Origin of the sequence: Neisseria lactamica (assembly GCF_901482445.1) — a bacterium.
Lineage (GTDB): Bacteria > Pseudomonadota > Gammaproteobacteria > Burkholderiales > Neisseriaceae > Neisseria > Neisseria lactamica.
On record NZ_LR590477.1, the window covers coordinates 1,842,513 to 1,863,235 of the forward strand.

The window sequence follows — 20,723 nt, forward strand, 5'->3', positions numbered from 1 at the left end:
CAAACAAAGACAATGAGTTTGTTTTGATTTTTACCCTTTGCAAAGGATAAAAATCTCCCGAGAGGGAAAAGAAGACAAACACAGAATTTGGGTGATGATTGTATCGACTTAATCCTGAAACACAAAAGGCAGGATTAAGGCACAACAAGCAGTAAGCTTTATCAGAGTAGGAATTTCAAGTCTGTTTCCCTAGTCAACGGGTAGACAGACGAAGTCAAAGAAGTTCTTGAAATGATAGAGTCAAGTGAATAAGTGCATCAGGCGGATGCCTTGGCGATGATAGGCGACGAAGGACGTGTAAGCCTGCGAAAAGCGCGGGGAAGCCGGCAATAAGGCTATGATCCCGCGATGTCCGAATGGGGAAACCCACTGCATTCTGTGCAGTATCCTAAGTCGAATACATAGACTTAGAGAAGCGAACCCGGAGAACTGAACCATCTAAGTACCCGGAGGAAAAGAAATCAACCGAGATTCCGCAAGTAGCGGCGAGCGAACGCGGAGGAGCCTGTACGTGATAACTGTCGAGATAGAAGAACAAGCTGGGAAGCTTGACCATAGCGGGTGACAGTCCCGTATTCGAAATCTCAATAGTGGTACCAAGCGTACGAAAAGTAGGGCGGGACACGTGAAATCCTGTCCGAATATGGGGGGACCATCCTCCAAGGCTAAATACTCATCATCGACCGATAGTGAACCAGTACCGTGAGGGAAAGGCGAAAAGAACCCCGGGAGGGGAGTGAAACAGAACCTGAAACCTGATGCATACAAACAGTGGGAGCGCCCTAGTGGTGTGACTGCGTACCTTTTGTATAATGGGTCAACGACTTACATTCAGTAGCGAGCTTAACCGGATAGGGGAGGCGTAGGGAAACCGAGTCTTAATAGGGCGATGAGTTGCTGGGTGTAGACCCGAAACCGAGTGATCTATCCATGGCCAGGTTGAAGGTGCCGTAACAGGTACTGGAGGACCGAACCCACGCATGTTGCAAAATGCGGGGATGAGCTGTGGATAGGGGTGAAAGGCTAAACAAACTCGGAGATAGCTGGTTCTCCCCGAAAACTATTTAGGTAGTGCCTCGAGCAAGACACTGATGGGGGTAAAGCACTGTTATGGCTAGGGGGTTATTGCAACTTACCAACCCATGGCAAACTCAGAATACCATCAAGTGGTTCCTCGGGAGACAGACAGCGGGTGCTAACGTCCGTTGTCAAGAGGGAAACAACCCAGACCGCCGGCTAAGGTCCCAAATGATAGATTAAGTGGTAAACGAAGTGGGAAGGCCCAGACAGCCAGGATGTTGGCTTAGAAGCAGCCATCATTTAAAGAAAGCGTAATAGCTCACTGGTCGAGTCGTCCTGCGCGGAAGATGTAACGGGGCTCAAATCTATAACCGAAGCCGCGGATACGTGCTTGCACGTATGGTAGGGGAGCGTTCTGTAGGCCGATGAAGGCGCATTGTAAAGTGTGCTGGAGGTATCAGAAGTGCGAATGTTGACATGAGTAGCGATAAAGCGGGTGAAAAGCCCGCTCGCCGAAAGCCCAAGGTTTCCTACGCAACGTTCATCGGCGTAGGGTGAGTCGGCCCCTAAGGCGAGGCAGAAATGCGTAGTCGATGGGAAACAGGTTAATATTCCTGTACTTGATTCAAATGCGATGTGGGGACGGAGAAGGTTAGGTTGGCAAGCTGTTGGAATAGCTTGTTTAAGCCGGTAGGTGGAAGACTTAGGCAAATCCGGGTCTTCTTAACACCGAGAAGTGACGACGAGTGTCTACGGACACGAAGCAACCGATACCACGCTTCCAGGAAAAGCCGCTAAGCTTCAGTTTGAATCGAACCGTACCGCAAACCGACACAGGTGGGCAGGATGAGAATTCTAAGGCGCTTGAGAGAACTCGGGAGAAGGAACTCGGCAAATTGATACCGTAACTTCGGGAGAAGGTATGCCCTCTAAGGTTAAGGACTTGCTCCGTAAGCCCCGGAGGGTCGCAGAGAATAGGTGGCTGCGACTGTTTATTAAAAACACAGCACTCTGCCAACACGAAAGTGGACGTATAGGGTGTGACGCCTGCCCGGTGCCGGAAGGTTAATTGAAGATGTGAGAGCATCGGATCGAAGCCCCGGTAAACGGCGGCCGTAACTATAACGGTCCTAAGGTAGCGAAATTCCTTGTCGGGTAAGTTCCGACCCGCACGAATGGCGTAACGATGGCCACACTGTCTCCTCCCGAGACTCAGCGAAGTTGAAGTGGTTGTGAAGATGCAATCTACCCGCTGCTAGACGGAAAGACCCCGTGAACCTTTACTGTAGCTTTGCATTGGACTTTGAAGTCACTTGTGTAGGATAGGTGGGAGGCTTGGAAGCAGAGACGCCAGTTTCTGCGGAGCCGTCCTTGAAATACCACCCTGGTGTCTTTGAGGTTCTAACCCAGACCCGTCATCCGGGTCGGGGACCGTGCATGGTAGGCAGTTTGACTGGGGCGGTCTCCTCCCAAAGAGTAACGGAGGAGTTCGAAGGTTACCTAGGTCCGGTCGGAAATCGGACTGATAGTGCAATGGCAAAAGGTAGCTTAACTGCGAGACCGACAAGTCGAGCAGGTGCGAAAGCAGGACATAGTGATCCGGTGGTTCTGTATGGAAGGGCCATCGCTCAACGGATAAAAGGTACTCCGGGGATAACAGGCTGATTCCGCCCAAGAGTTCATATCGACGGCGGAGTTTGGCACCTCGATGTCGGCTCATCACATCCTGGGGCTGTAGTCGGTCCCAAGGGTATGGCTGTTCGCCATTTAAAGTGGTACGTGAGCTGGGTTTAAAACGTCGTGAGACAGTTTGGTCCCTATCTGCAGTGGGCGTTGGAAGTTTGACGGGGGCTGCTCCTAGTACGAGAGGACCGGAGTGGACGAACCTCTGGTGTACCGGTTGTCACGCCAGTGGCATAGCCGGGTAGCTAAGTTCGGAAGAGATAAGCGCTGAAAGCATCTAAGCGCGAAACTCGCCTGAAGATGAGACTTCCCTTGCGGTTTAACCGCACTAAAGAGTCGTTCGAGACTAGGACGTTGATAGGTGGGGTGTGGAAGCGCGGTAACGCGTGAAGCTGACCTATACTAATTGCTCGTGAGGCTTGACTCTATCATTTGAAGAACTTCAAGGGATAAAAGCTTACCGGCTGATTCAGTCATCACCGAATATATTGATTAAGGCTTTACCGATTTGTAACAGTTTGAGTTTGGCGGCCATAGCGAGTTGGTCCCACGCCTTCCCATCCCGAACAGGACCGTGAAACGACTCAGCGCCGATGATAGTGTGGTTCTTCCATGCGAAAGTAGGTCACTGCCAAACACCCATTCAGAAGACCCCCGGAATCCGGGGGTCTTTGCTTTGTGCGGAAAAAATGTCGGGGGTGGCGGGACGGTATCCGTACGGTGTCCGGCCGGGTTTGCGGAGGAACGGCTTGAAACTTTTGGATATTCATTTTAGAATGGCGCGTTTTATCGTCCGCAGGATGCGGTTTTATTGTTTGCAACCTTTAAAGGAAAAACCATGAAGAAGATGTTTGTGCTGTTCTGTATGCTGTTCTCCTGCGCCTTCTCCTTTGCGGCGGTAAACGTCAATACCGCCTCGCAGCAGGAGCTGGAGGCGCTGCCGGGGATAGGCCCTGCAAAGGCGAAGGCCATTGCGGAATACCGTGCGCAAAACGGCGCGTTTAAGTCTGTGGACGATTTGACGAAAGTTAAGGGTATCGGCCCCGCGGTGCTGGCGAAGCTGAGGGACCAGGCCTCGGTCGGCGCGCCCGCGCCCAAGGCCCCCGCCAAACCGGCAACGCCCGCCGCTAAAAAATAGAGTGGGAAATATGCATACTGCTGAATGGGATAGTAAGTCTGTTCAAAGAAATATGTTGAATAATCTGTTCTTATTGGAAGTAAAGTAATGACTGATAATCGGGGGTTTACGCTGGTTGAATTAATATCAGTGGTCTTGATATTGTCTGTACTTGCTTTAATTGTTTATCCGAGCTATCGCAATTATGTTGAGAAAGCAAAGATAAATGCAGTGCGGGCGGCTTTGTTAGAAAATGCACATTTTATGGAAAAGTTTTATCTGCAGAATGGGAGGTTTAAACAAACATCTACTAAATGGCCAAGTTTGCCGATTAAAGAGGCAGAAGGCTTTTGTATCCGTTTGAATGGAATTGCGCGTGGGGCTTTAGATAGTAAGTTCATGTTAAAGGCGGTAGCCATAGATAAAGATAAAAATCCTTTTATTATTAAGATGAATGAGAATTCGGTAACCTTTATTTGCAAGAAGTCCGCCAGTTCGTGCGATGACGGACTAGATTATTTTAAAGGTAACGATAAGGACTGCAAGTTACTTAAGTAGGCTTGCTTACAAATCAATCGATAGTGTTTTAATGCATCTGTGCGGGTTTCTGTCTTGAAGAAATGAGGCTCGTGCAATATTAAGCCTATAGGCTTCTATCGGATTCATGATTTGTAATCCGGTATCTGGATTGTTTTTGGATAAAAGAATAACTTCAATCGATGGGTCGTTTGGGTTTATTTCATTGATTGACAGAAGTTTCTTAATAAATGGAAAGGCAACGCCTTCTTTTAGGGGATGGTTTTGTTTTTCCCTCTGATATTGCCTATAGGTTTCTGCCCCTTCTGTTCTAAATATATTATCCGATTCAGATAAGTCGAATAGTGCGCTTGATGCTAAGCCGATTACAAGTCGTTTCGATAAATCATAGGACATAAGTAAGGATATCTTTAGCCGTGGATTTATGGAGCATGGTAGCAAAAATTGTATCGGAGTGTACATTACTAATCTGAAAGGTTAAACAGATTTTATAATGCCGTCTGAAAAAACCAGACAGCATCTTTCTTTAATGCCGCCAGCTCTACCCCACGCTGAAACTGATACCTAACGCCTTCTACCTGATGGTTTTTGCATTGTTTTTCCGTACACTGACCGTAGTCATGTTGACCGTGCATCCGACCTCCTACCTGCACAGCTTGAGCTCTTTGGGCGTGTTGTTCACCGCTTCGCTATATGCATAGCGTTACATCCCACCGTGCTTGGACGGTAAGCCCGGATAAGGATTTAAATGCGGGCAGACCGTCTGAAAATGTTTTCAGACGGCCTTAACTTCCTTCACTCAAACTCTCAATACAATATTATTTACAACAAATAACTAAAGTATACAAAAAAATACTTGCCCCCCCGCAAAACATAAAATAACATTTCCTAAAACTTTTATTTAAAGGAAATGTTATGAAGAATTTTTTATTGGCAGTTGCATTATTGTCGATTGGAACTGCCGCAGCCGCCGGTGCCGACAACCTAAGCCTAACGGCAAAGGCAAAGGCAGCTAAAGCCAGACAAATGGTAACAGAAGCTTGCTATAAAGATATAGATGATGGCGCAGCTAAAGAGGGTCTGGATGAAGACCAAAGGCAAAAGCTAGCTTCAACGCCACTTATAAAAAAATTGTGTGAATGCCAGGGTAGAAAACTTGAAAACCGTTTACTCAAAGGATTGGTTATAGGTTCGGATACAGATTTTATGTCTCTATACCAAAAGGACAGGAAAGAATGTGCTGATGTTTTTTTGCGCTGAAAACATTGAAAATACCAATGCCATCAGCCGTACATCTTCAGATGTATGGCTGATGGCAAATCTGTAAATGCTTCTTCGGACTGAACGGAAAATACAAATTATTTGATGTTATTCCTGACCCGACCGGACTTGGAGGGACTAAAAAATGAACGGATGGATTGTAATCGGCATTGTTTTTGCTGCAACATTTTTATTATTATTATTTCCTTTGCGTAAAGGCTTCTGTAAATTGGGTTGGCAGTATGGGAGTTTTTCTGCTTTGGTGTTCGTTCTGATTTGCTTGGAAATATCTGTAATAATGGCCAGCGGTGCTCTTAGCTGTCTTCACAACATTCTATTCGGCATAGGCATGTGTACGGCAACCATGCTTCTTCTTTGGATGCTGACAAAATGGCACGAACGGAACGAGTCCCTTCATGCGGCAGTGATTGTTTTGGGTATTGTGCATGTGGCCTGTGTGATGACCGTGGTCTCCTTGCCAAATATAAACCTTTACCTTAAACTGATTGCGAATATTGTGTATTTAGCCCTACCCGCGCTGGCGGTTTACGAAATTTCCGAAGGAAAAAAGAACGCAGCAGGCTAATGTCTGAGGAAGGATTGCAAAGACCGTCTGAAAATGCGCCACCCGAAGCTCCGAGCGGTTTTCAGACGGCCTCAAATCCTTATATTCAATCGTGCCGGAATGGCGCAACCATCCGCCGCGCACCTTCCACGCATTCTTCCACGCCCGCCATCAGGGCGATGCGCATATAACCCTTGCTCAGATTGCCGTTCGGCGTATCCCGCGCCAAAAGGCATCTCTGCAGAACCTGTATCGCTGCCTTGTGAGCCATAGTTTTAAATCGTCCCCGTCAGGCACTTTCAGCCAGAGATAATAAGACTCTCCCACACCTTCAATAACCTCTTCACCGACACCGGATAAGGTGTCTTCAATTCCTGCGCGAACAGCGATACCCTCAATTCTTCAATCATCCATTTAAACCCTGCAAGGCCGTCTGAAATGGGGAGGCCTTGTTTGATCAGGCTGTCTGTTTTTTCCTGCCACATTTGTTCCAGCTCTCGAATATCGGCTTCGCGGGCTGCGTCGCGGGCGGGGTTGCTGCTGTATTTTTCAAGGCGCAGGGTCATGGCTTTGAGGTAGATGGGGAGGCGCGGCCATTGTGCCCACGGGGTGCGGGTGGCGAAGCCGGCGGCAAGCAGGGTTTGCAGGCGTTGGCGCATGAGGTGGGTCAATGGGTGTTTGCCGAGTTTGCCGTTGAGTTCGGCGTAGGCGGCGGCGGTTTCCTGCAGGTAGCGGCTGAGGGCTTCTTTGACGGCGGGCAGGCGGCTGCGGGCGCGTTTGATTTGCTCTTTGAAGGCTTTTTCGTTGCGCGGCAGCTCGTCTTCGCCGATAAAGGCGCGGTCGCAGACGGCTTGGGTGAGGTCGTCGCGCAGGGTGTCGGCGTTGATGTGTTTGAGCAGCATGGCGGCTTGGGTGAAACCTTGGATGCCTTTGTTCAAATCTTTTACCTGCTCTTTTAATTGCAGCTTCATCAATTCGATTACGCCTTGACGGTGTGCCTGCTCGGCGGCTTCGGTGGTGTCAAACAGGCGCAGGGCGATGCGGCCGTCTTTTTCTTTTTGCAGGCCGAGGTAACCGGTGAGCTGTTGTTTGCCGCGGGCGAATTTGATGGATTCGGGCAGGGTGCCGATGTCCCATGCAGTAACGTTGTCGCGCTCGAATTCTTGGGTGTTGTCGCGGAAGGTAACGGCGGCGGCTTGGCCGAGTTGTTGTTGCAATTCGTGCAGTTTGCGGCCGCCGGCAAGCTCTTGTCCGCCGTCGTCGACAATGCGCAGATTCAGATAGCAGTGTTCGGGCAATTCTTGCGCCGCCCATGCGTCTTGGTCGATTTGCTCGAGAATCCGCATATCGCCTGCGCTTTTGGCGATAAAGTGCGCCAACTGGGGAATGATGGCCGCTTGGCGGTCGGGATTGCTTTCGAGGAATTTGGTGATGAAATCGGGCACGGGCACACAAATGCGGCGGATTTGCTTCGGCAGTGCTTTAATCAGCAGCTGGATTTTTTCGCGTAACATACCGGGCACCAGCCATTCGAGCGACGGCGCGTGCAGGCGGTTGAGGACGGTCAGCGGCACGGTCATGGTCACACCGTCGAGCGGATGGTGCGGCTCGAAGCGGTAGGAAAGTTTGAACTTGCCGTCTGCGGTTTGCCAGAATTTGGGGAACTGCTCTTCGGTAATGTGCGCGGCGGCGTGTTGCATCAAATCGTCGCGGCTGAGGAACAGCAGGCGCGGATTGTCGCGTTCGGCGGTTTTGAGCCAGGCTTGGAAGGTGCGGATATCGGCAAGGGGCAGAGGTTTCAGACAGCCTTTTTGAGGTGCAGGCTGCTTATTGGTTTTGGGGTCGTCTGAAACTGTTGAAGCTGCGGCACTCTGTTCCCTCTCCTGCGGGAGAGGGTTAGGGAGAGGGTTTGCTGCGGTTGCGGAAAAGTTGGTTTGTGTGGCAACTGTTTTGCCCTCTCCCCAGCCCTCCCCCACGAGGGAGGGGGTAGTTTGCTGCGGATTTGCAGGATGAAGGTCGTCTGAAACCGTGTCCGCCGTATAAAAATCGGGCAGGCGTTCGTTATAAAACGCAAACAGGGCTTCGTCATTGACCAATACGTCTTGCTTGCGCGATTTGTGTTCGAGTTCGGTAATTTCCTTAATCAGCTTTTTGTTGTGGGCAAAAAAGTCTGCCTTCAAATCGCATTCCTGCGCCACCAATGCGCTGCGGATAAAGATCTCGCGCGCTTCTTCGGGGGCGATTCTGCCGTAGGACACGGGGCGGCGCGGCAATACGGTCAGGCCGTAGAGCGTCACGCGTTCGCTGGCGACGACTTCGCCGCGTTTTTGCTCCCAGTGCGGCTCGAAATAATGATAGCGGACGAGGTGCGGCGCTTCCTGCTCTATCCATTCGGGCTGGATGACGGCGACATCGCGCGCGTAAAGGCGCGTGGTTTCAACCAATTCTGCCGCCATCACCCATTTGGGTTTGGCTTTGAACAGGGCGGAGGCGGGGAAAAGGTGGAAGCGGCTGCCGCGCGCGCCGGTATAGTCGTTGCCGTCGGGAGATTTCATGCCGACGTTGGCGATGAGGCCGGTCAGCAGGGCGCGGTGGATTTGTTCGTAGCCTGCTTCTTTGGCGGCTCGGATTTGGGCGCGGTGTTGTTTCTTGTCCAGTTGTTTTTGTTTGAGCTTGGCCGCCAAATCTTGGTCGCCTTGGCTTTCAGACGGCCTTAATTGCTCTTGGGTAGGAGGTTGCCTAAACGCGGCTTCTTTGGTGGTCAAACCCATTTCAATCGCAGTTTGGGCAAGCTGGTGGTGCAGCTCGCGCCATTCGCGCATACGCAGGTGCGACAGAAAATATTGGCGGCACCACTGCACCAGCTGCTTGTTGGACAAACCTTTGTCGCGCTCGCGCTGGAAGCTGTCCCAAATGTTCAAGTAGGCAAGGAAGTCGGATTGCTTGTCGGTAAAACGCTCGTGCGCCTTGGCGGCGGCATCGCGCGCTTCCAACGGCCGCTCGCGCGGGTCTTGAATCGACAGCGCGGACGCAATCACCAATATTTCCGCCATGCAGTCGTGTTTCTTCGCCGCCAGCAAAATGCGCGCGATTTTGGGATCGATGGGCAGGCGCGCCATCTGTTCGCCGAGTTTGGTCAGGCGGTAGCGGGGAGTATCGGATGGGGCGGCTTTCAGGTTACCTGAAAAATCTTTGGTGTCTTGCATCATATTGTTTTAGAAGGGATTGTGAAAATAGGAAGGCAATTTGAAAAGTGCAGGCTGCTTTTTTGTGCCGTACTGGTTTGATATGAAACCTTAAATATAATTCAGACTTAATATCTTATATCTCTATGCAAGGCCTTTTCAGCCAACATGAAACAGTTATCTTTTATTTCAAATAAATCTGTATTTTCATACCCTTTCACAAGTGGGTTTTCTATAAAATTCCGGATAGATTCAGCAATAAACTTAGCCAAATTAACAGGTACCGCATTTCCTATCATCTGTTCCAAATCTGTTTTTGTGCCCGCAAATACAAAATCTTCTGGAAAAGTTTGGATATAACTGCGCTCTATGGTAGTAAGTGGTCGGACTTCGGATAACTCAATGCCTTGCGGGTCGCAATTATTCAGTCGATAACCTTTGGGAATAGGACGGTTAACCCCACGAATTGTCGGACTGGGTTCGTCAATAGAGAATATACCGCGTCGATTATAGTTTCTCGGGTGGCGGTAATAATGTTCGAGATTTAAAGAATTACCCAAATAATCTCGGACTGTCATCGGTTTTTCCGCCAAACGATCAGTTAAAATCGGTGTAAGGAAATTATGTTCTTCCCCCAATTTTCCTATTAAGAAAAAACGGGTTCTCGCTTGCGGCACACCACAATAGGAAGCATCTAAAATAACGGAAGTCAGCCCATAATCTGCCTGCATGAATTGTTTAATCACATCATGCAAAATATGGCTCTTTTTAATTTGCTCTACATTTTCCATCACAAACCAAGTTGGGTGGGCTGAACAGACGATATTGGCAAAATGATAAGTTAAATCAGCACGCCCCAAAGTAACATCTCTTTTTCCTGCACTGGAAAAATCTTGGCAGGGCGGGCCGCCCATAATCAAATCAGGTTGATAATTCGAAATTTGTGAAATTGCTGTTTGCTCATCGGTTAAATCAGTCTCGTAGACAGGGTGATTAAAATTTTTTCTATAAATATCGATTGCCTTATCCCATTTTTCAAAAGCTGCACAAACTTCGAAGCCTGCCTGCTCAAATCCTAAAGACAAACCGCCACAACCTGCAAATAAATCAATACATTTCATAAGAACAACTCGGGAGAATTATAAAGAATGGCATCAAAACGTCTTTCGGGGCTGAGCAATTCCTGTCCCCCGCCTAAAATAATTTTTTTAATTTCTGATTTTAAAATAATCGGTGTTTCTAACCTTGTGCTTTTCATAAACGGATTAGTTATCTGCCCTGATGAAGAAAATGCCTTATCATTTTTTGTATTGAAAGAGCAGGTATCAATAATTTGTTCATGGTTGAATTTCCCATTTTGACAAATATCCAATAGCATTTTATACAGCCAAATTGCCGTACGGGTTGGTCGCGTAATTTTTAAACAATTTTCAGATAAATCAGCAATAGAAAGTATAAACCTAACAAAAGCCAAATCACTCCATACAAATACATCCAAACAATTTTCCGCCAATCTGGGAGATTTCCCTATGGTTTTCCAAACTGGTTGTATTAAAAATGGCTTTTGAATAGCAGTTTCATTTCTGCATAGGTTATTTAAAGTGATAGAAATATCGTTGAAAAGAGGAATAACCTGTTTTGGATCGGACCAATCTGTCTCTCCTGAAATTTCAGACGCAACAATCAACTCATTCAAATTTTGACCAAAATTTTCAGCAATGCTACAAGCCAAATAAACTATGCTATCAGGGCGTATAACAATTTCGCTACCAAAAAATTCATCAGACAGATGGCATGTCGTATGGTCCGGCAAACTTTATCTCCAAACCTGTCAAACACTGCCCCGTACGGATATTTTGAATAACAATATCCGTTCTTGGCAATGACCCGACTACATATTTTGCAAAAGGTGTGTGGGCGGTTTCAAATGCAAAAAATATATCTTGGCTATCTGCTTCGACACCAAAGACTTCATTGACAGAAATGGATTGACATTTAATTTGATTATTTTTTGAAATCAAGTAGTTGACATCAATCTCTTTACTTGCCATATAGCAGCATAATGCAATGGGAAATGATGAATTAAATTGATTTTTTCCCCAAGTATCTTTTAAAGAAAAATCTCGGTTTGAGTTGGTTAATCCAAATAAACGCGGTTTATTAACCATATACTTATCCTTCAATTCATATGATGCAGGTTATAGAGTGTAGGCTATTTTTTGCTTTCAGACGGCCTCCACCGCACCCAATTCCAGCAACACCTGAAACCCATCATTGATATACCGCGAATCGGGCATTTCTAAAAACGGGAATGCCGCCACATCGCCCAGGTTCAGCGATGCCATGCGCAGGATGACGGCGGCGAGGTTGCTGCGGACGATTTCGGGGTCGGTGAATTCGGTGCGGCTGTTGAAATCTTCTTCTGAAAACAGTCGGATACATACGCCTGCGGAGACGCGTCCGCAGCGGCCGGAGCGTTGGCGGGCGGCGGCTTGGGAGATTTTTTCGACATGAAGCTGCTCTACTTTTGCCCGTGCGGAATAGCGTTTGACGCGCGCGAGGCCGGTGTCGATGACGTATTTGATGCCCGGCACGGTGAGCGAGGTTTCGGCGACGTTGGTTGCCAACACGATACGGCGTTTCGCGCCTGAAGGGTGGAAGATTTTGTGCTGTTCGGCGTGGGACAGGCGTGCGAACAGGGGCAGGATTTCGTCGTTGCGGCGCAGTGTAGATTTGCGCAGGGCTTCGGCGGCTTCGCGGATTTCGCGCTCGCCCGGCAGGAATACCAAGATATCGCCTTCGCCGTAGCACGCCAATTCGTCGGCTGCATCGACAATTGCGTCGGTCAGCTCGACTTCTGCATCGTCTTCGTCTTTGCCGGTCAGCGGGCGGTAGAGGATTTCGACGGGATAGGTGCGCCCGCTTACTTCTAAAACAGGCGCGCCGTTGAAGTGTCGGGAGAAGCGTTCTGCGTCTATGGTTGCCGAGGTGATGATGATTTTCAAATCGGGGCGGCGCGGCAGCAGTTGTTTCAAATAGCCCAAGAGGAAGTCGATGTTCAGGCTGCGCTCGTGCGCTTCGTCGATGATAATCGTGTCGTAGGCGGCGAGATAACGGTCGGTCTGCGTTTCCGCCAGCAGGATGCCGTCGGTCATCAGCTTGACGCAGGCATCGCGCGACGTGTGGTCGGTAAAACGCACCTTATAGCCCACCGCGCTGCCGATTTCCGATTTCAATTCTTCGGCAATCCGCTCCGCTACGGAACGTGCCGCCAAACGGCGCGGCTGGGTATGTCCGATCAAACCCGCCGCCCCGCGTCCTAGTTCCAAACAAATCTTGGGCAACTGCGTGGTTTTGCCCGAACCGGTTTCGCCGCAAATAATCGTTATCTGATTCTCGGCAATGGTTTTTTTGATTTCTTCGAGTTTTTCGTGAACAGGCAAGGTGTTGTCGAACTCGGGTTTGGGCAATGCTGCCAAACGCTTCAAAAAGATTTCGTGCGATTTCCGGTATTTTTCTTCGACTTTGGACAAACCGCCGTATTTGTTGGGATTTTTGAAGGCGGATTGCAGGAAGTGGCGGTCTTTGGAGAGGGTTTGGGAGAAATCGGGAAACATGATTGGTGCGGGTACGGTAAAAATGAAATTATAGCAAACGCTTTGGTTGGGTTCGGGCAATATCGGGATGGGGCAATGCCGTCTGAAAACCGCATTCTGTCGTTCAGACGGCATTGTTGCTGAAATTTCAAGCGGCGGCGGAACGGTATTCAAATCAAGGCGGCTGCCGGCGTTTGATCGGGGGACGTTTTAATTTTCAGACGGCATTCCCGCTTTGCTGTTTGCGGCTTGCAGTCCGGCAGGCGCATTGCCGGTTTGGGCGGCGGTTTCTTGAAGCACGCGCCGGCGGAAACGCATTCCCGATGCGTGGTAAAACGGCTGCGGCGAAAACTGGCGCGAAACCTGCGAGGCGAAAATGCAGGCAATCAGCATCCAAAACAGCAGGCTTTGCCCGCCGGTCATTTCCATAACGATGACGGCGGAGGTAATCGGGGATTGTGTCGCGCCCGCCAGAAATGCCGCCATGCAGATGAGGACGATGATGTTTGCACCGGCGGATACGTCGGCGGCGGAGGCGATATGTTCGCCTAAGAATGCGCCTATGGTCAGCGAGGGAGTGAAAATGCCGCCCGGAATGCCTGCCCAATAGCTGAATACGGTGGCGAGCCATTTCGCCGCCGCCAGACCGAAGGGGGCTTCGTAAACGCCGTGCAACGCCTGTGCGGCCTCGTGGTAGCCGGTGCCGTAGGTTTTGCCCTGATAAAGCGTGCCCAACGCGGCAAGCAGCAGCCCCATGACAGCCGCGAGCAGCAACGGACGGTTGCGGACGAAGCCTTGGATTTTGCGCGGGGAAAATGCCTCCGCGCCCTGATAGAGCAGCCGTCCGAACAGACCGCCCGCCGCGCCGCAAACCAGCCCGGCCGCCACGACCCACATCAAAATATTTTCCAACACGCCGCCGTTGAAACCGGAAAAATACGGGTTGTTTCCCTGAATGGCGACCTGTATGAAGCCGGAGGCGAGCACGCCCAAAAGAATCTGCCGCTCCCAACGCAGCATAATGCCGCGCCCGAGTTCCTCAATGGCGAAAATCACGCCTGCCAAAGGCGCGTTGAATGCGGCTGCCAAGCCGCCCGCCGCGCCCGCCGCCATCAAATCGTTTTCCTGCATCCCTTTGAATGCCAAACCGTGTTTTTTGCACCATGCGCCCCACGCGCCCATCACTGCCGCGCCGACTTGGACGGACGGGCCTTCGCGCCCGATGGACGCGCCGAACAGCATACCCAAAAAGGTCAGCGGGATTTTCAGCAGTGTCGGTTTGAGGCGGAGCAGCCGTGTTTTTTGTGCGCCGTAGGGCAGCGACAGCGAGGCGATGACTTGCGGAATACCGCTGCCGGCGGTAAAGGGGGCGAATTTGCGTGTGAACCACGCAATCAGAGGCAAACCCAAAGGAAGCGCGACCCACGCGAACCACGGGTATTTTTGCACCCACGCGGCATTCAGTTCGAGGGCGTAGTCGGCAAGGCGGGCGAAAAACAGCGCGGTCAGGGCGACAAGCGCGGAGCCTGCCAGAAGGAACATAAAGGCGATGCTTTTGCGCGAAATGCGGCGGGTTTGGCGGATTTTGCGGCGTAGATTGCGGATAAGTGTGCGGAACATAAGGCGGTGGCGGGAAAAGCGGCTTTCAGACGGCCTGCCTGCCGGCGATGCCGTCTGAAGGCCGGCGGGTTTAGGAGCGGTAGTCGGCGTTGATGGAGACGTATCCGTGCGACAGGTCGCAGGTATAGACGGTGGCGGCGGCCTGTCCGCGATGCAGCTTGATGCGGACGGTGATTTCGTCTTTCGCCATCACCGCCTGTCCTTGCGCCTCGGTGTAGCTTGCGGCGCGTCCGCCGTGTTCGGCAACCAGGATATCGTCGAGATACATTTCCACGAGGCCGGTGTCGAGGTCGGCAATGCCGGCATAACCGATGGCGGCGAGCAGCCTGCCGAGGTTGGGGTCGGAGGCGAAAAAGGCGGTTTTGACCAGCGGCGAACGTGCCACGGCGTAGGCGGCTTGGCGCGCCTCTTCGCGGGTTTTGGCGTTTTGCACTTCGATGGTGATGAACTTGGTCGCACCCTCGCCGTCGCGGACGATGGCTTGGGCGAGTTCGAGCGCGAGGCTGCACAACAATTCTTTGAGTTGGGCGTAACGCGGGTCGGCGATGTTGTCGATTTCGCTTTGGCTGTTTTTGCCGGTGGCGATGATGACGAAGCTGTCGTTGGTGCTGGTGTCGCCGTCAACGGTGATGGTGTTGAAGGTTTCGTCGGCGATTTCCTGCGTCATCAGTTGGAGGACGGGCTGGGAAACTTTGGCATCGGTGGCGATAAAGGCGAGCATCGTCGCCATATTCGGATGAATCATACCGGAGCCTTTGGCGATGCCGGTGGCGCGGACGGTGTGCTTTTCGCCGACTTTGCCTTCGCGCGATGCGGCTTTGGGCACGGTGTCGGTAGTCATAATGGCGCGTGCCGCAACGTCCCAAAAGGCAGGCTGCATTTTGGGCAGGGCGGCGATGATTTTATCGGCGGGCAGCGGCTCGAGAATCACGCCGGTGGAAAAGGGTAATACCTGATTGGGCAAACAGCCCGCCCATCCGGCGGCGGCGGCGCAAACCGCCAAAGCGTCCTGCCTGCCTTGTTCGCCGGTGCCGGCATTGGCATTGCCCGTGTTGATAATCAGGGCGCGCACGCCGTCTTCGTCGAAAAGGTGCGATTTGGCGACGCGGACGGGGGCGGCGCAGAAGCGGTTGCTTGTAAACACTGCCCCGACGGTGCTGCCGGCGGCTATGTCGATCAGCGTCAGGTCGTTTTGATCGGGTTTTTTGATGCCGGCTTGGGCGGTATAAAGGGTGATGCCGTCGATGCCGTAGAGTTGTTCGGCGGTTTTTTCGGTCAGTTTGACAGCCATAACGGTTCTCCTTGTGTCGTGCGGTGTTCAGACGGCATCGTCTGCCTATGCCGTCTGAAGCGGTTTCAAAATTCTAAAAGGGGTATCATCAACGGGGCGATGAGTGCGGTTAATACGCCGTTGAGGGTTAAGCCTAATCCCGCGTATGCCGCCATACGCCGGCTGCGTTCGAGCGAGGCGGCGATGCCCATCGCGTGCGAGGCCGTGCCGAGCGACATTCCGACCGACGAGGGCATAACGACCGTGTTTTTCAACATTTTGTAACCGGCAATCTGCCCGACGAGACCGGCGATGATGACGGTGGCGGCGGTAATGGCGGGAATGCCGCCGATGGAACGGGTAATTTCGATGGCGATGGGGTTGGTCACGGATTTGGCGGCAAGCGAGAGGACGACTTCGTGCCCCGCCCCCAGCCATTTGGCGAAATACATTCCCGTAACGATGCCCGTAATGCTGCCCGCAAGTTGCGAAACGATGACGGGCAGCCACTGGTTGAAGATTTTACGGCGGTTTTGGTAGAGCGGTACGGCAAGCACGACGACGGCGGGCTTGAGCCAGAAATCGATAAACTGTGCGGCGTTGTGGTACACCGCATAATCGATGTCGAGGATTTTCAGGTAGGCAATCAGCACCACGGTGCTGACGAGTACGGGGTTGCAGAAGATGTTGCCCGTGCGCTTTCTGACAATGATGGCGAGCGCGTACACGGCAAGCGTGAGGAAAAGCAGGATGCTGGGCTGCCTGAGGATTTCGTTCATCGGATAATACCCCGTATCAGGCGGTGGACTTTGCCGGTAACGATTAGGACGCACAGCGTGCTGGCGGCGGTGGCGGTCAGGATGGGAAACCAGCCTTCGGCAATCAAATCCAAGTAGCTGATGACGGCGACGCAGGGCGGTACGAGGAACAGCGTTAAGTTTGCCATCAGCGCGTCGGTCAATTCTTGCAGCCACGCGGCTTGAACCCATCCTGCCTGAAGCATGAAAAACAGGATGCCCATACCGATAATGCTGCCGGGCAGTTTGATGCCTGCAAGGAAAACGGCGGCTTCGCCGGCGGCGAGGCAGCCGAGGATGATGAGTAGTGCGCGGATGATGTTCATAGCGGGTGTCCGGATGCCGGCGTGGTATGATTTATTTTGTTAATTGTTTAATCATAACGGTATTTATGCCGTCTGAAAAGCCGGAAGGCGGAAACGGAAAACGGCACGGACGAACCGTGCCGCATCGCGCCTGCCCTGTTTAAGCTTTGCAGTAAGGGTTTTCCAAGCCCTCGATCAGCGTGTGCAGGTAAGCGCGCAACTGGTTTTCGCCGCACCCCATCAGCAACGCGTCTTCAAACGCATCTTGTGCCGTCTGGTACAGTTCGGCCATATTCTCGGACATTACTTTGACCTTTTCGGTACAGGATACGATTTGTCCGCCATCATCGTACCATTTGGGCATTTCGGGCATACTCATTGCGTATTCCTTGGAAAATCAGTTCAAAAAGCGGGACGGGTCGTTTTTCTTGACCCGGCGGGCGAACGCATATTTGCTGCTCCAATATTTGTGGCTCAGGCTGGTGATTTCGATATTTTTCCCCGTGCGCGGCGCGTGGATGAAGCGGTCGTTGCCGATGTAGAGCCCGACGTGGGAAATGCGGCTGCCGCCCAGAGTGCGGAAAAACACCATATCCCCGGGCTGCAATTCGCTCCGGGAAACGGGGAAGCCCATCCGCGCCTGTTCTGCCGACGTGCGCGGCAGGTTGATGCCCATCGCGCGTCTGAAGATGTGCTGCATAAAGCCGCTGCAGTCGAAACCGGTGGCGACCGATGTGCCGCCGTAGCGGTAGGCGATGCCCAAGAGCCCCATCGCGCTGCCGATGAGTTCGTCGGCATTGCCCGCCCGCCGGTCGGGGGCTTGGTTGACGGGTAAAACGGGCTGTTCGTTTTCGGCAAACTGTTTGAGAATCTGCTCGCGGGTGCTGAGCAGGTTGGTCAACTCGTCGGCAAAGGCGGGACGGGCGGCAAATACCGACCACAATACCGCCAAAACGACCGTCTTGAGAAAAGAATCCATATCGGCGTTTCCGTGCAGGGGCATCATACCGCCGTGCGATGTTATGCTGTATCAATTAAAAATATCTTGTTGATTGTATATAAAAAAACAGGCGTTTGGCAAAAAACGGCTTGTTAGATTTAGTTAATCTGTTGATTTTGTTTGTTTTATCAAATATCCGGACAGGCGCGTCCGCAGCCCGACCTTGTTTTCGCGCCGACCGCAACCATATAGCCGCCATCCGAATAACCAGTCAGGGAAAATGATGAACCGAACGCCTGCCGATTGCGCCGATGCGCGTACCCGCTTTATTTTCGACGATATGCCCGTGCGCGGGCTGCACGTCCGTCTGGAAAACGTGTGGCAGCACATTGTAAAACAGAAAAACTATCCCGCCGCCATCCGCCGCGCCTTGGGCGAGCTGTTGGCGGCGGGTGTGTTGCTGTCGGGCAATTTGAAAAACGAAGGCACGCTGATTGTGCAGGTTCAGGGGCAGGGGCGGCTGAAAATGCTGGTTGCGGAAGCGGCTTCCGACCGTACCGTCCGTGCGACCGCGCGGTGGGACGAAACCGCAGAAATAGCCGATGACGAAAGCCTCGGCGACCTTTTGGGCGGCAACGGCGTATTCGTGCTGACGCTGCAGCCCAAAGACGGCGAACCCTGGCAGGGCGTAGTGCCTTTGGAAGGCGACAGTATCGCGCAAATGTTGGTGAACTATATGAAACGTTCCGAACAGCTTGATACGCACATCGTCCTGTCTGCAGGCGATGAAGCGGCGGGCGGTCTGCTGGTGCAGCGTCTGCCCGAAGCGGTGTCGGATGAAGGGGCGTGGGAACACGTCAGCACGCTGGCGCGCACACTGACGGCGGAGGAGCTGGTAGAATTGGATGCGCAACATGTTTTGTACCGCCTGTTCCACGAAACGCCGCCGCGCGTGTTCGCGCCGGAAACGTTTGAATTTTCGTGCACCTGTTCGCGGGGCAAGGTCAGCGATATGCTGCTGATGCTGGGCGGGGAAGAAGTCGGCGGCGTGGTGGCGGAACAAGGCAGCATCGAGATTGATTGCGACTTCTGCCACAGCAAATACGTGTTTGACGAAACCGATGTCAACGCCCTGTTCGGAGAGGATGTGGTCGGCGTTGCCAAAGGGCTGCCCCGGCATACCGTCCAATAATCTTGAGCAACAAGGATAAATAGTCAAATGCCGTCTGAAGCAGCTTCCGCTTCAGACGGCATTTTTGCGCGGGTCCGGACGGCATTCAAAGCAGGAACAGGGTGGCGAGACCCAAGAAAATCAGGAAGCCGCCGGAATCGGTAACGGCGGTAATCAGTACCGAACTGCCCAGTGCGGGATCGCGTCCGAACTTTTCCATAATGACGGGAATCAGCACGCCGACCGTTGCCGCCAGCAGCAGGTTGAGCGTCATCGCGGCAATCATCACCAGCCCGATGCCGAGACTGCCGTAAAGCAGCCACGAAACCGCCCCCATCACCGTCCCCCAGATGATGCCGTTGGCCAGGGCGACACCGACTTCTTTTTTCAGCAAACGCCCCGCCTGCGTATCCGTCAGCTGCCCCATCGCCATCGCGCGGACAATCATGGTGATGGTTTGGTTGCCCGAGTTGCCGCCTATGCCGGCGACGATGGGCATCAGCGCGGCGAGTGCGACGATTTTTTCGATACTGCCTTCAAACGCGCCGATGACGCGGCTGGCGACAAATGCCGTACAGAGGTTGACGGCAAGCCATGTCCAGCGGTTTTTCACCGAGTCCCACACGGGTGCGAACAAATCTTCTTCTTCCTGCAGACCCGCCATATTCAGCATATCCGCTTCCGACTCTTCGCGGATCACGTCCACCATTTCGTCAACGGTAATCCTGCCGATCAGCCTTTTGCCGTCATCGACCACCGGCGCGGTAACCAAGTCGTAGCGTTCAAATGCCTGCGCCGCTTCTTCCACGTCGTCTTCGGCGCGGAAGCGCACGACATCTTTCGCCATCACGTTTTCCACCAAGTCTTCGGGGTCGGCAACCAAAAGTTTGCGGATGGGCAGTACGCCTTGCAGCACGTCGTTTTCATCGACCACGAAAATCTTGTCGGTATGGTCGGGCAGACGCTCGAAGCGGCGCAGATAACGCAGCACCACTTCGCAGGCGACATCGGCGCGGATGCTGACCAACTCGAAGTCCATAATCGCACCGACTTGGTTGTCTTCGTAGGACATTGCCGCCTTGACTTGGGCGCGTTCTTCCTCATCGCGCGTCTGTAAGGCTTCATAAACCACTTGGTGCGGCAAATCGTCTGCCAGCTCCGCCAGTTCGTCTGCGTCCAAATCATCGACCGCCGCCAACAATTCGTCTTTGTCCATCGACTCGATCAGCGTTTCGCGCACCGCGTCGGACACTTCCAGCAATACTTCGCCATCGTCTTCCGGTTTGACCAGAATCCAGACGATATTGCGTTCGCGCGGCGGCAGCGATTCCAATACCGCCGCCACGTCGGCAGGGTGCAGCTCGCTCAAGAGGACGGTCAGCTCGGTCAGCTTGTCGCGCAGCGGCGCGTCTTCGAGCGGTGTACCGTTTTCGATTTGTTCAAAAGCAGGTTCGAGGATTTCGCAGAGGGAGTGGACACGGTCGAAATCGGCGGAAACGCGTTCTACATCGTTTTCGATACCGTCGTTTTCAAGGTTCGGAGGGGTTGGTTCGATGCTCATAAATGCTCCGCCCGCCGTGTGCGGGGAGGCATTCCGGCGGGATGGTTATTGTCGTTTGGAATCGGAAGGGGCGTTCAGTAAAAACGAACTGGGAAG

Annotated in this window: 15 protein-coding genes, 2 rRNA genes and 3 pseudogenes; 7 read left to right on the forward strand and 13 right to left on the reverse strand. The window is 52.4% G+C overall.

All coding sequences use genetic code 11. From position 1 onward, the window contains the following. Nucleotides 1-238: 238 nt before the first annotated feature. From FGL10_RS09985 to FGL10_RS10000, 4 genes and pseudogenes are all read left to right on the forward strand, one after another. Nucleotides 239-3,130, forward strand: a 23S ribosomal RNA gene (locus FGL10_RS09985). Nucleotides 3,131-3,226: 96 nt separating this feature from the next. Further along, nucleotides 3,227-3,340, forward strand: a 5S ribosomal RNA gene (rrf, locus tag FGL10_RS09990). A 34-nt stretch (nucleotides 3,341-3,374) separates the two neighbouring features. Beyond that, nucleotides 3,375-3,841: pseudogene (locus FGL10_RS12675) on the forward strand (helix-hairpin-helix domain-containing protein). A gap of 87 nt (nucleotides 3,842-3,928) precedes the next feature. Continuing rightward, the gene (locus tag FGL10_RS10000) at nucleotides 3,929-4,378 is read left to right on the forward strand and encodes a type IV pilin protein (protein WP_003710616.1); all 450 of its coding nucleotides are present in this window, start codon (nucleotides 3,929-3,931) and stop codon (nucleotides 4,376-4,378) included. 6 nt (nucleotides 4,379-4,384) lie between these two features. Here the strand turns inward: FGL10_RS10000 and FGL10_RS10005 are convergent, their stop codons facing one another. Further along, a complete protein-coding gene (locus FGL10_RS10005; RefSeq protein WP_003710619.1) occupies nucleotides 4,385-4,753 on the reverse strand; it encodes a 5'-nucleotidase in 369 nt (122 codons plus the stop codon). Nucleotides 4,754-5,272: 519 nt separating this feature from the next. Here FGL10_RS10005 and FGL10_RS10010 point away from each other — a divergent pair. Together FGL10_RS10010 and FGL10_RS10015 are read left to right on the forward strand one after the other, a co-directional pair. Then, nucleotides 5,273-5,617: a hypothetical protein gene (locus tag FGL10_RS10010; RefSeq protein WP_003710626.1), complete on the forward strand. Its 345-nt coding sequence runs from the start codon at nucleotides 5,273-5,275 to the stop codon at nucleotides 5,615-5,617. Between the two features lie 145 nt (nucleotides 5,618-5,762). Beyond that, complete coding sequence (locus tag FGL10_RS10015; RefSeq protein WP_003710628.1) at nucleotides 5,763-6,203, forward strand: hypothetical protein; 441 nt, start codon at nucleotides 5,763-5,765, stop codon at nucleotides 6,201-6,203. A gap of 85 nt (nucleotides 6,204-6,288) precedes the next feature. Here the strand turns inward: FGL10_RS10015 and FGL10_RS10020 are convergent. From FGL10_RS10020 to FGL10_RS10070, 11 genes and pseudogenes are all read right to left on the reverse strand, one after another. After that, a pseudogene (locus tag FGL10_RS10020) lies at nucleotides 6,289-6,500 on the reverse strand (succinyldiaminopimelate transaminase); the annotation flags it as partial. After that, on the reverse strand, nucleotides 6,482-9,388 hold the full coding sequence (locus FGL10_RS10025; RefSeq protein ID WP_036475251.1) for a DUF3418 domain-containing protein: 2,907 nt from the start codon (nucleotides 9,386-9,388) through the stop codon (nucleotides 6,482-6,484). The gene FGL10_RS10025 and the pseudogene FGL10_RS10020, both read right to left, overlap by 19 nt. Before the next feature lie 107 nt (nucleotides 9,389-9,495). Then, a complete protein-coding gene (locus FGL10_RS10030; protein ID WP_003710638.1) occupies nucleotides 9,496-10,488 on the reverse strand; it encodes a DNA cytosine methyltransferase in 993 nt (330 codons plus the stop codon). Further along, nucleotides 10,485-11,535 (reverse strand): annotated as a pseudogene (locus FGL10_RS10035) (HindVP family restriction endonuclease). The gene FGL10_RS10030 and the pseudogene FGL10_RS10035 overlap by 4 nt, the downstream one beginning before the upstream one ends. A gap of 57 nt (nucleotides 11,536-11,592) precedes the next feature. Continuing rightward, nucleotides 11,593-12,984 carry an ATP-dependent RNA helicase HrpA gene (gene hrpA, locus FGL10_RS10040; RefSeq protein ID WP_003710645.1) on the reverse strand — a complete coding sequence of 464 codons (1,392 nt, stop codon included), beginning with the start codon at nucleotides 12,982-12,984 and terminating at the stop codon, nucleotides 11,593-11,595. Between the two features lie 189 nt (nucleotides 12,985-13,173). Continuing rightward, a complete protein-coding gene (locus FGL10_RS10045) occupies nucleotides 13,174-14,583 on the reverse strand; it encodes a chloride channel protein (RefSeq protein ID WP_003710646.1) in 1,410 nt (469 codons plus the stop codon). A gap of 70 nt (nucleotides 14,584-14,653) precedes the next feature. Beyond that, entirely contained in the window at nucleotides 14,654-15,874 is a 1,221-nt protein-coding gene (gene argJ, locus FGL10_RS10050) for a bifunctional glutamate N-acetyltransferase/amino-acid acetyltransferase ArgJ (protein ID WP_003710648.1), read from the reverse strand. A gap of 65 nt (nucleotides 15,875-15,939) precedes the next feature. Continuing rightward, on the reverse strand, nucleotides 15,940-16,632 hold the full coding sequence (locus FGL10_RS10055; RefSeq protein ID WP_003710650.1) for an LrgB family protein: 693 nt from the start codon (nucleotides 16,630-16,632) through the stop codon (nucleotides 15,940-15,942). Next, entirely contained in the window at nucleotides 16,629-16,976 is a 348-nt protein-coding gene (locus tag FGL10_RS10060; RefSeq protein WP_003710651.1) for a CidA/LrgA family protein, read from the reverse strand. The genes FGL10_RS10055 and FGL10_RS10060 overlap by 4 nt, the downstream gene beginning before the upstream one ends. 139 nt (nucleotides 16,977-17,115) lie before the next feature. Beyond that, the gene (locus FGL10_RS10065; protein WP_003710652.1) at nucleotides 17,116-17,334 is read right to left on the reverse strand and encodes a hypothetical protein; all 219 of its coding nucleotides are present in this window, start codon (nucleotides 17,332-17,334) and stop codon (nucleotides 17,116-17,118) included. Between the two features lie 18 nt (nucleotides 17,335-17,352). After that, nucleotides 17,353-17,934, reverse strand: coding sequence for a C40 family peptidase (locus FGL10_RS10070; protein ID WP_138251455.1), 582 nt, complete (start codon nucleotides 17,932-17,934; stop codon nucleotides 17,353-17,355). Between the two features lie 244 nt (nucleotides 17,935-18,178). On the opposite strand from FGL10_RS10070, the gene hslO reads away from it, so the two are divergent. Beyond that, on the forward strand, nucleotides 18,179-19,087 hold the full coding sequence (hslO, locus tag FGL10_RS10080; protein WP_036470200.1) for an Hsp33 family molecular chaperone HslO: 909 nt from the start codon (nucleotides 18,179-18,181) through the stop codon (nucleotides 19,085-19,087). Between the two features lie 85 nt (nucleotides 19,088-19,172). Here the strand turns inward: hslO and mgtE are convergent, their stop codons facing one another. Further along, nucleotides 19,173-20,627, reverse strand: coding sequence for a magnesium transporter (mgtE, locus tag FGL10_RS10085; protein ID WP_003710660.1), 1,455 nt, complete (start codon nucleotides 20,625-20,627; stop codon nucleotides 19,173-19,175). Between the last annotated feature and the right edge of the window lie 96 nt (nucleotides 20,628-20,723).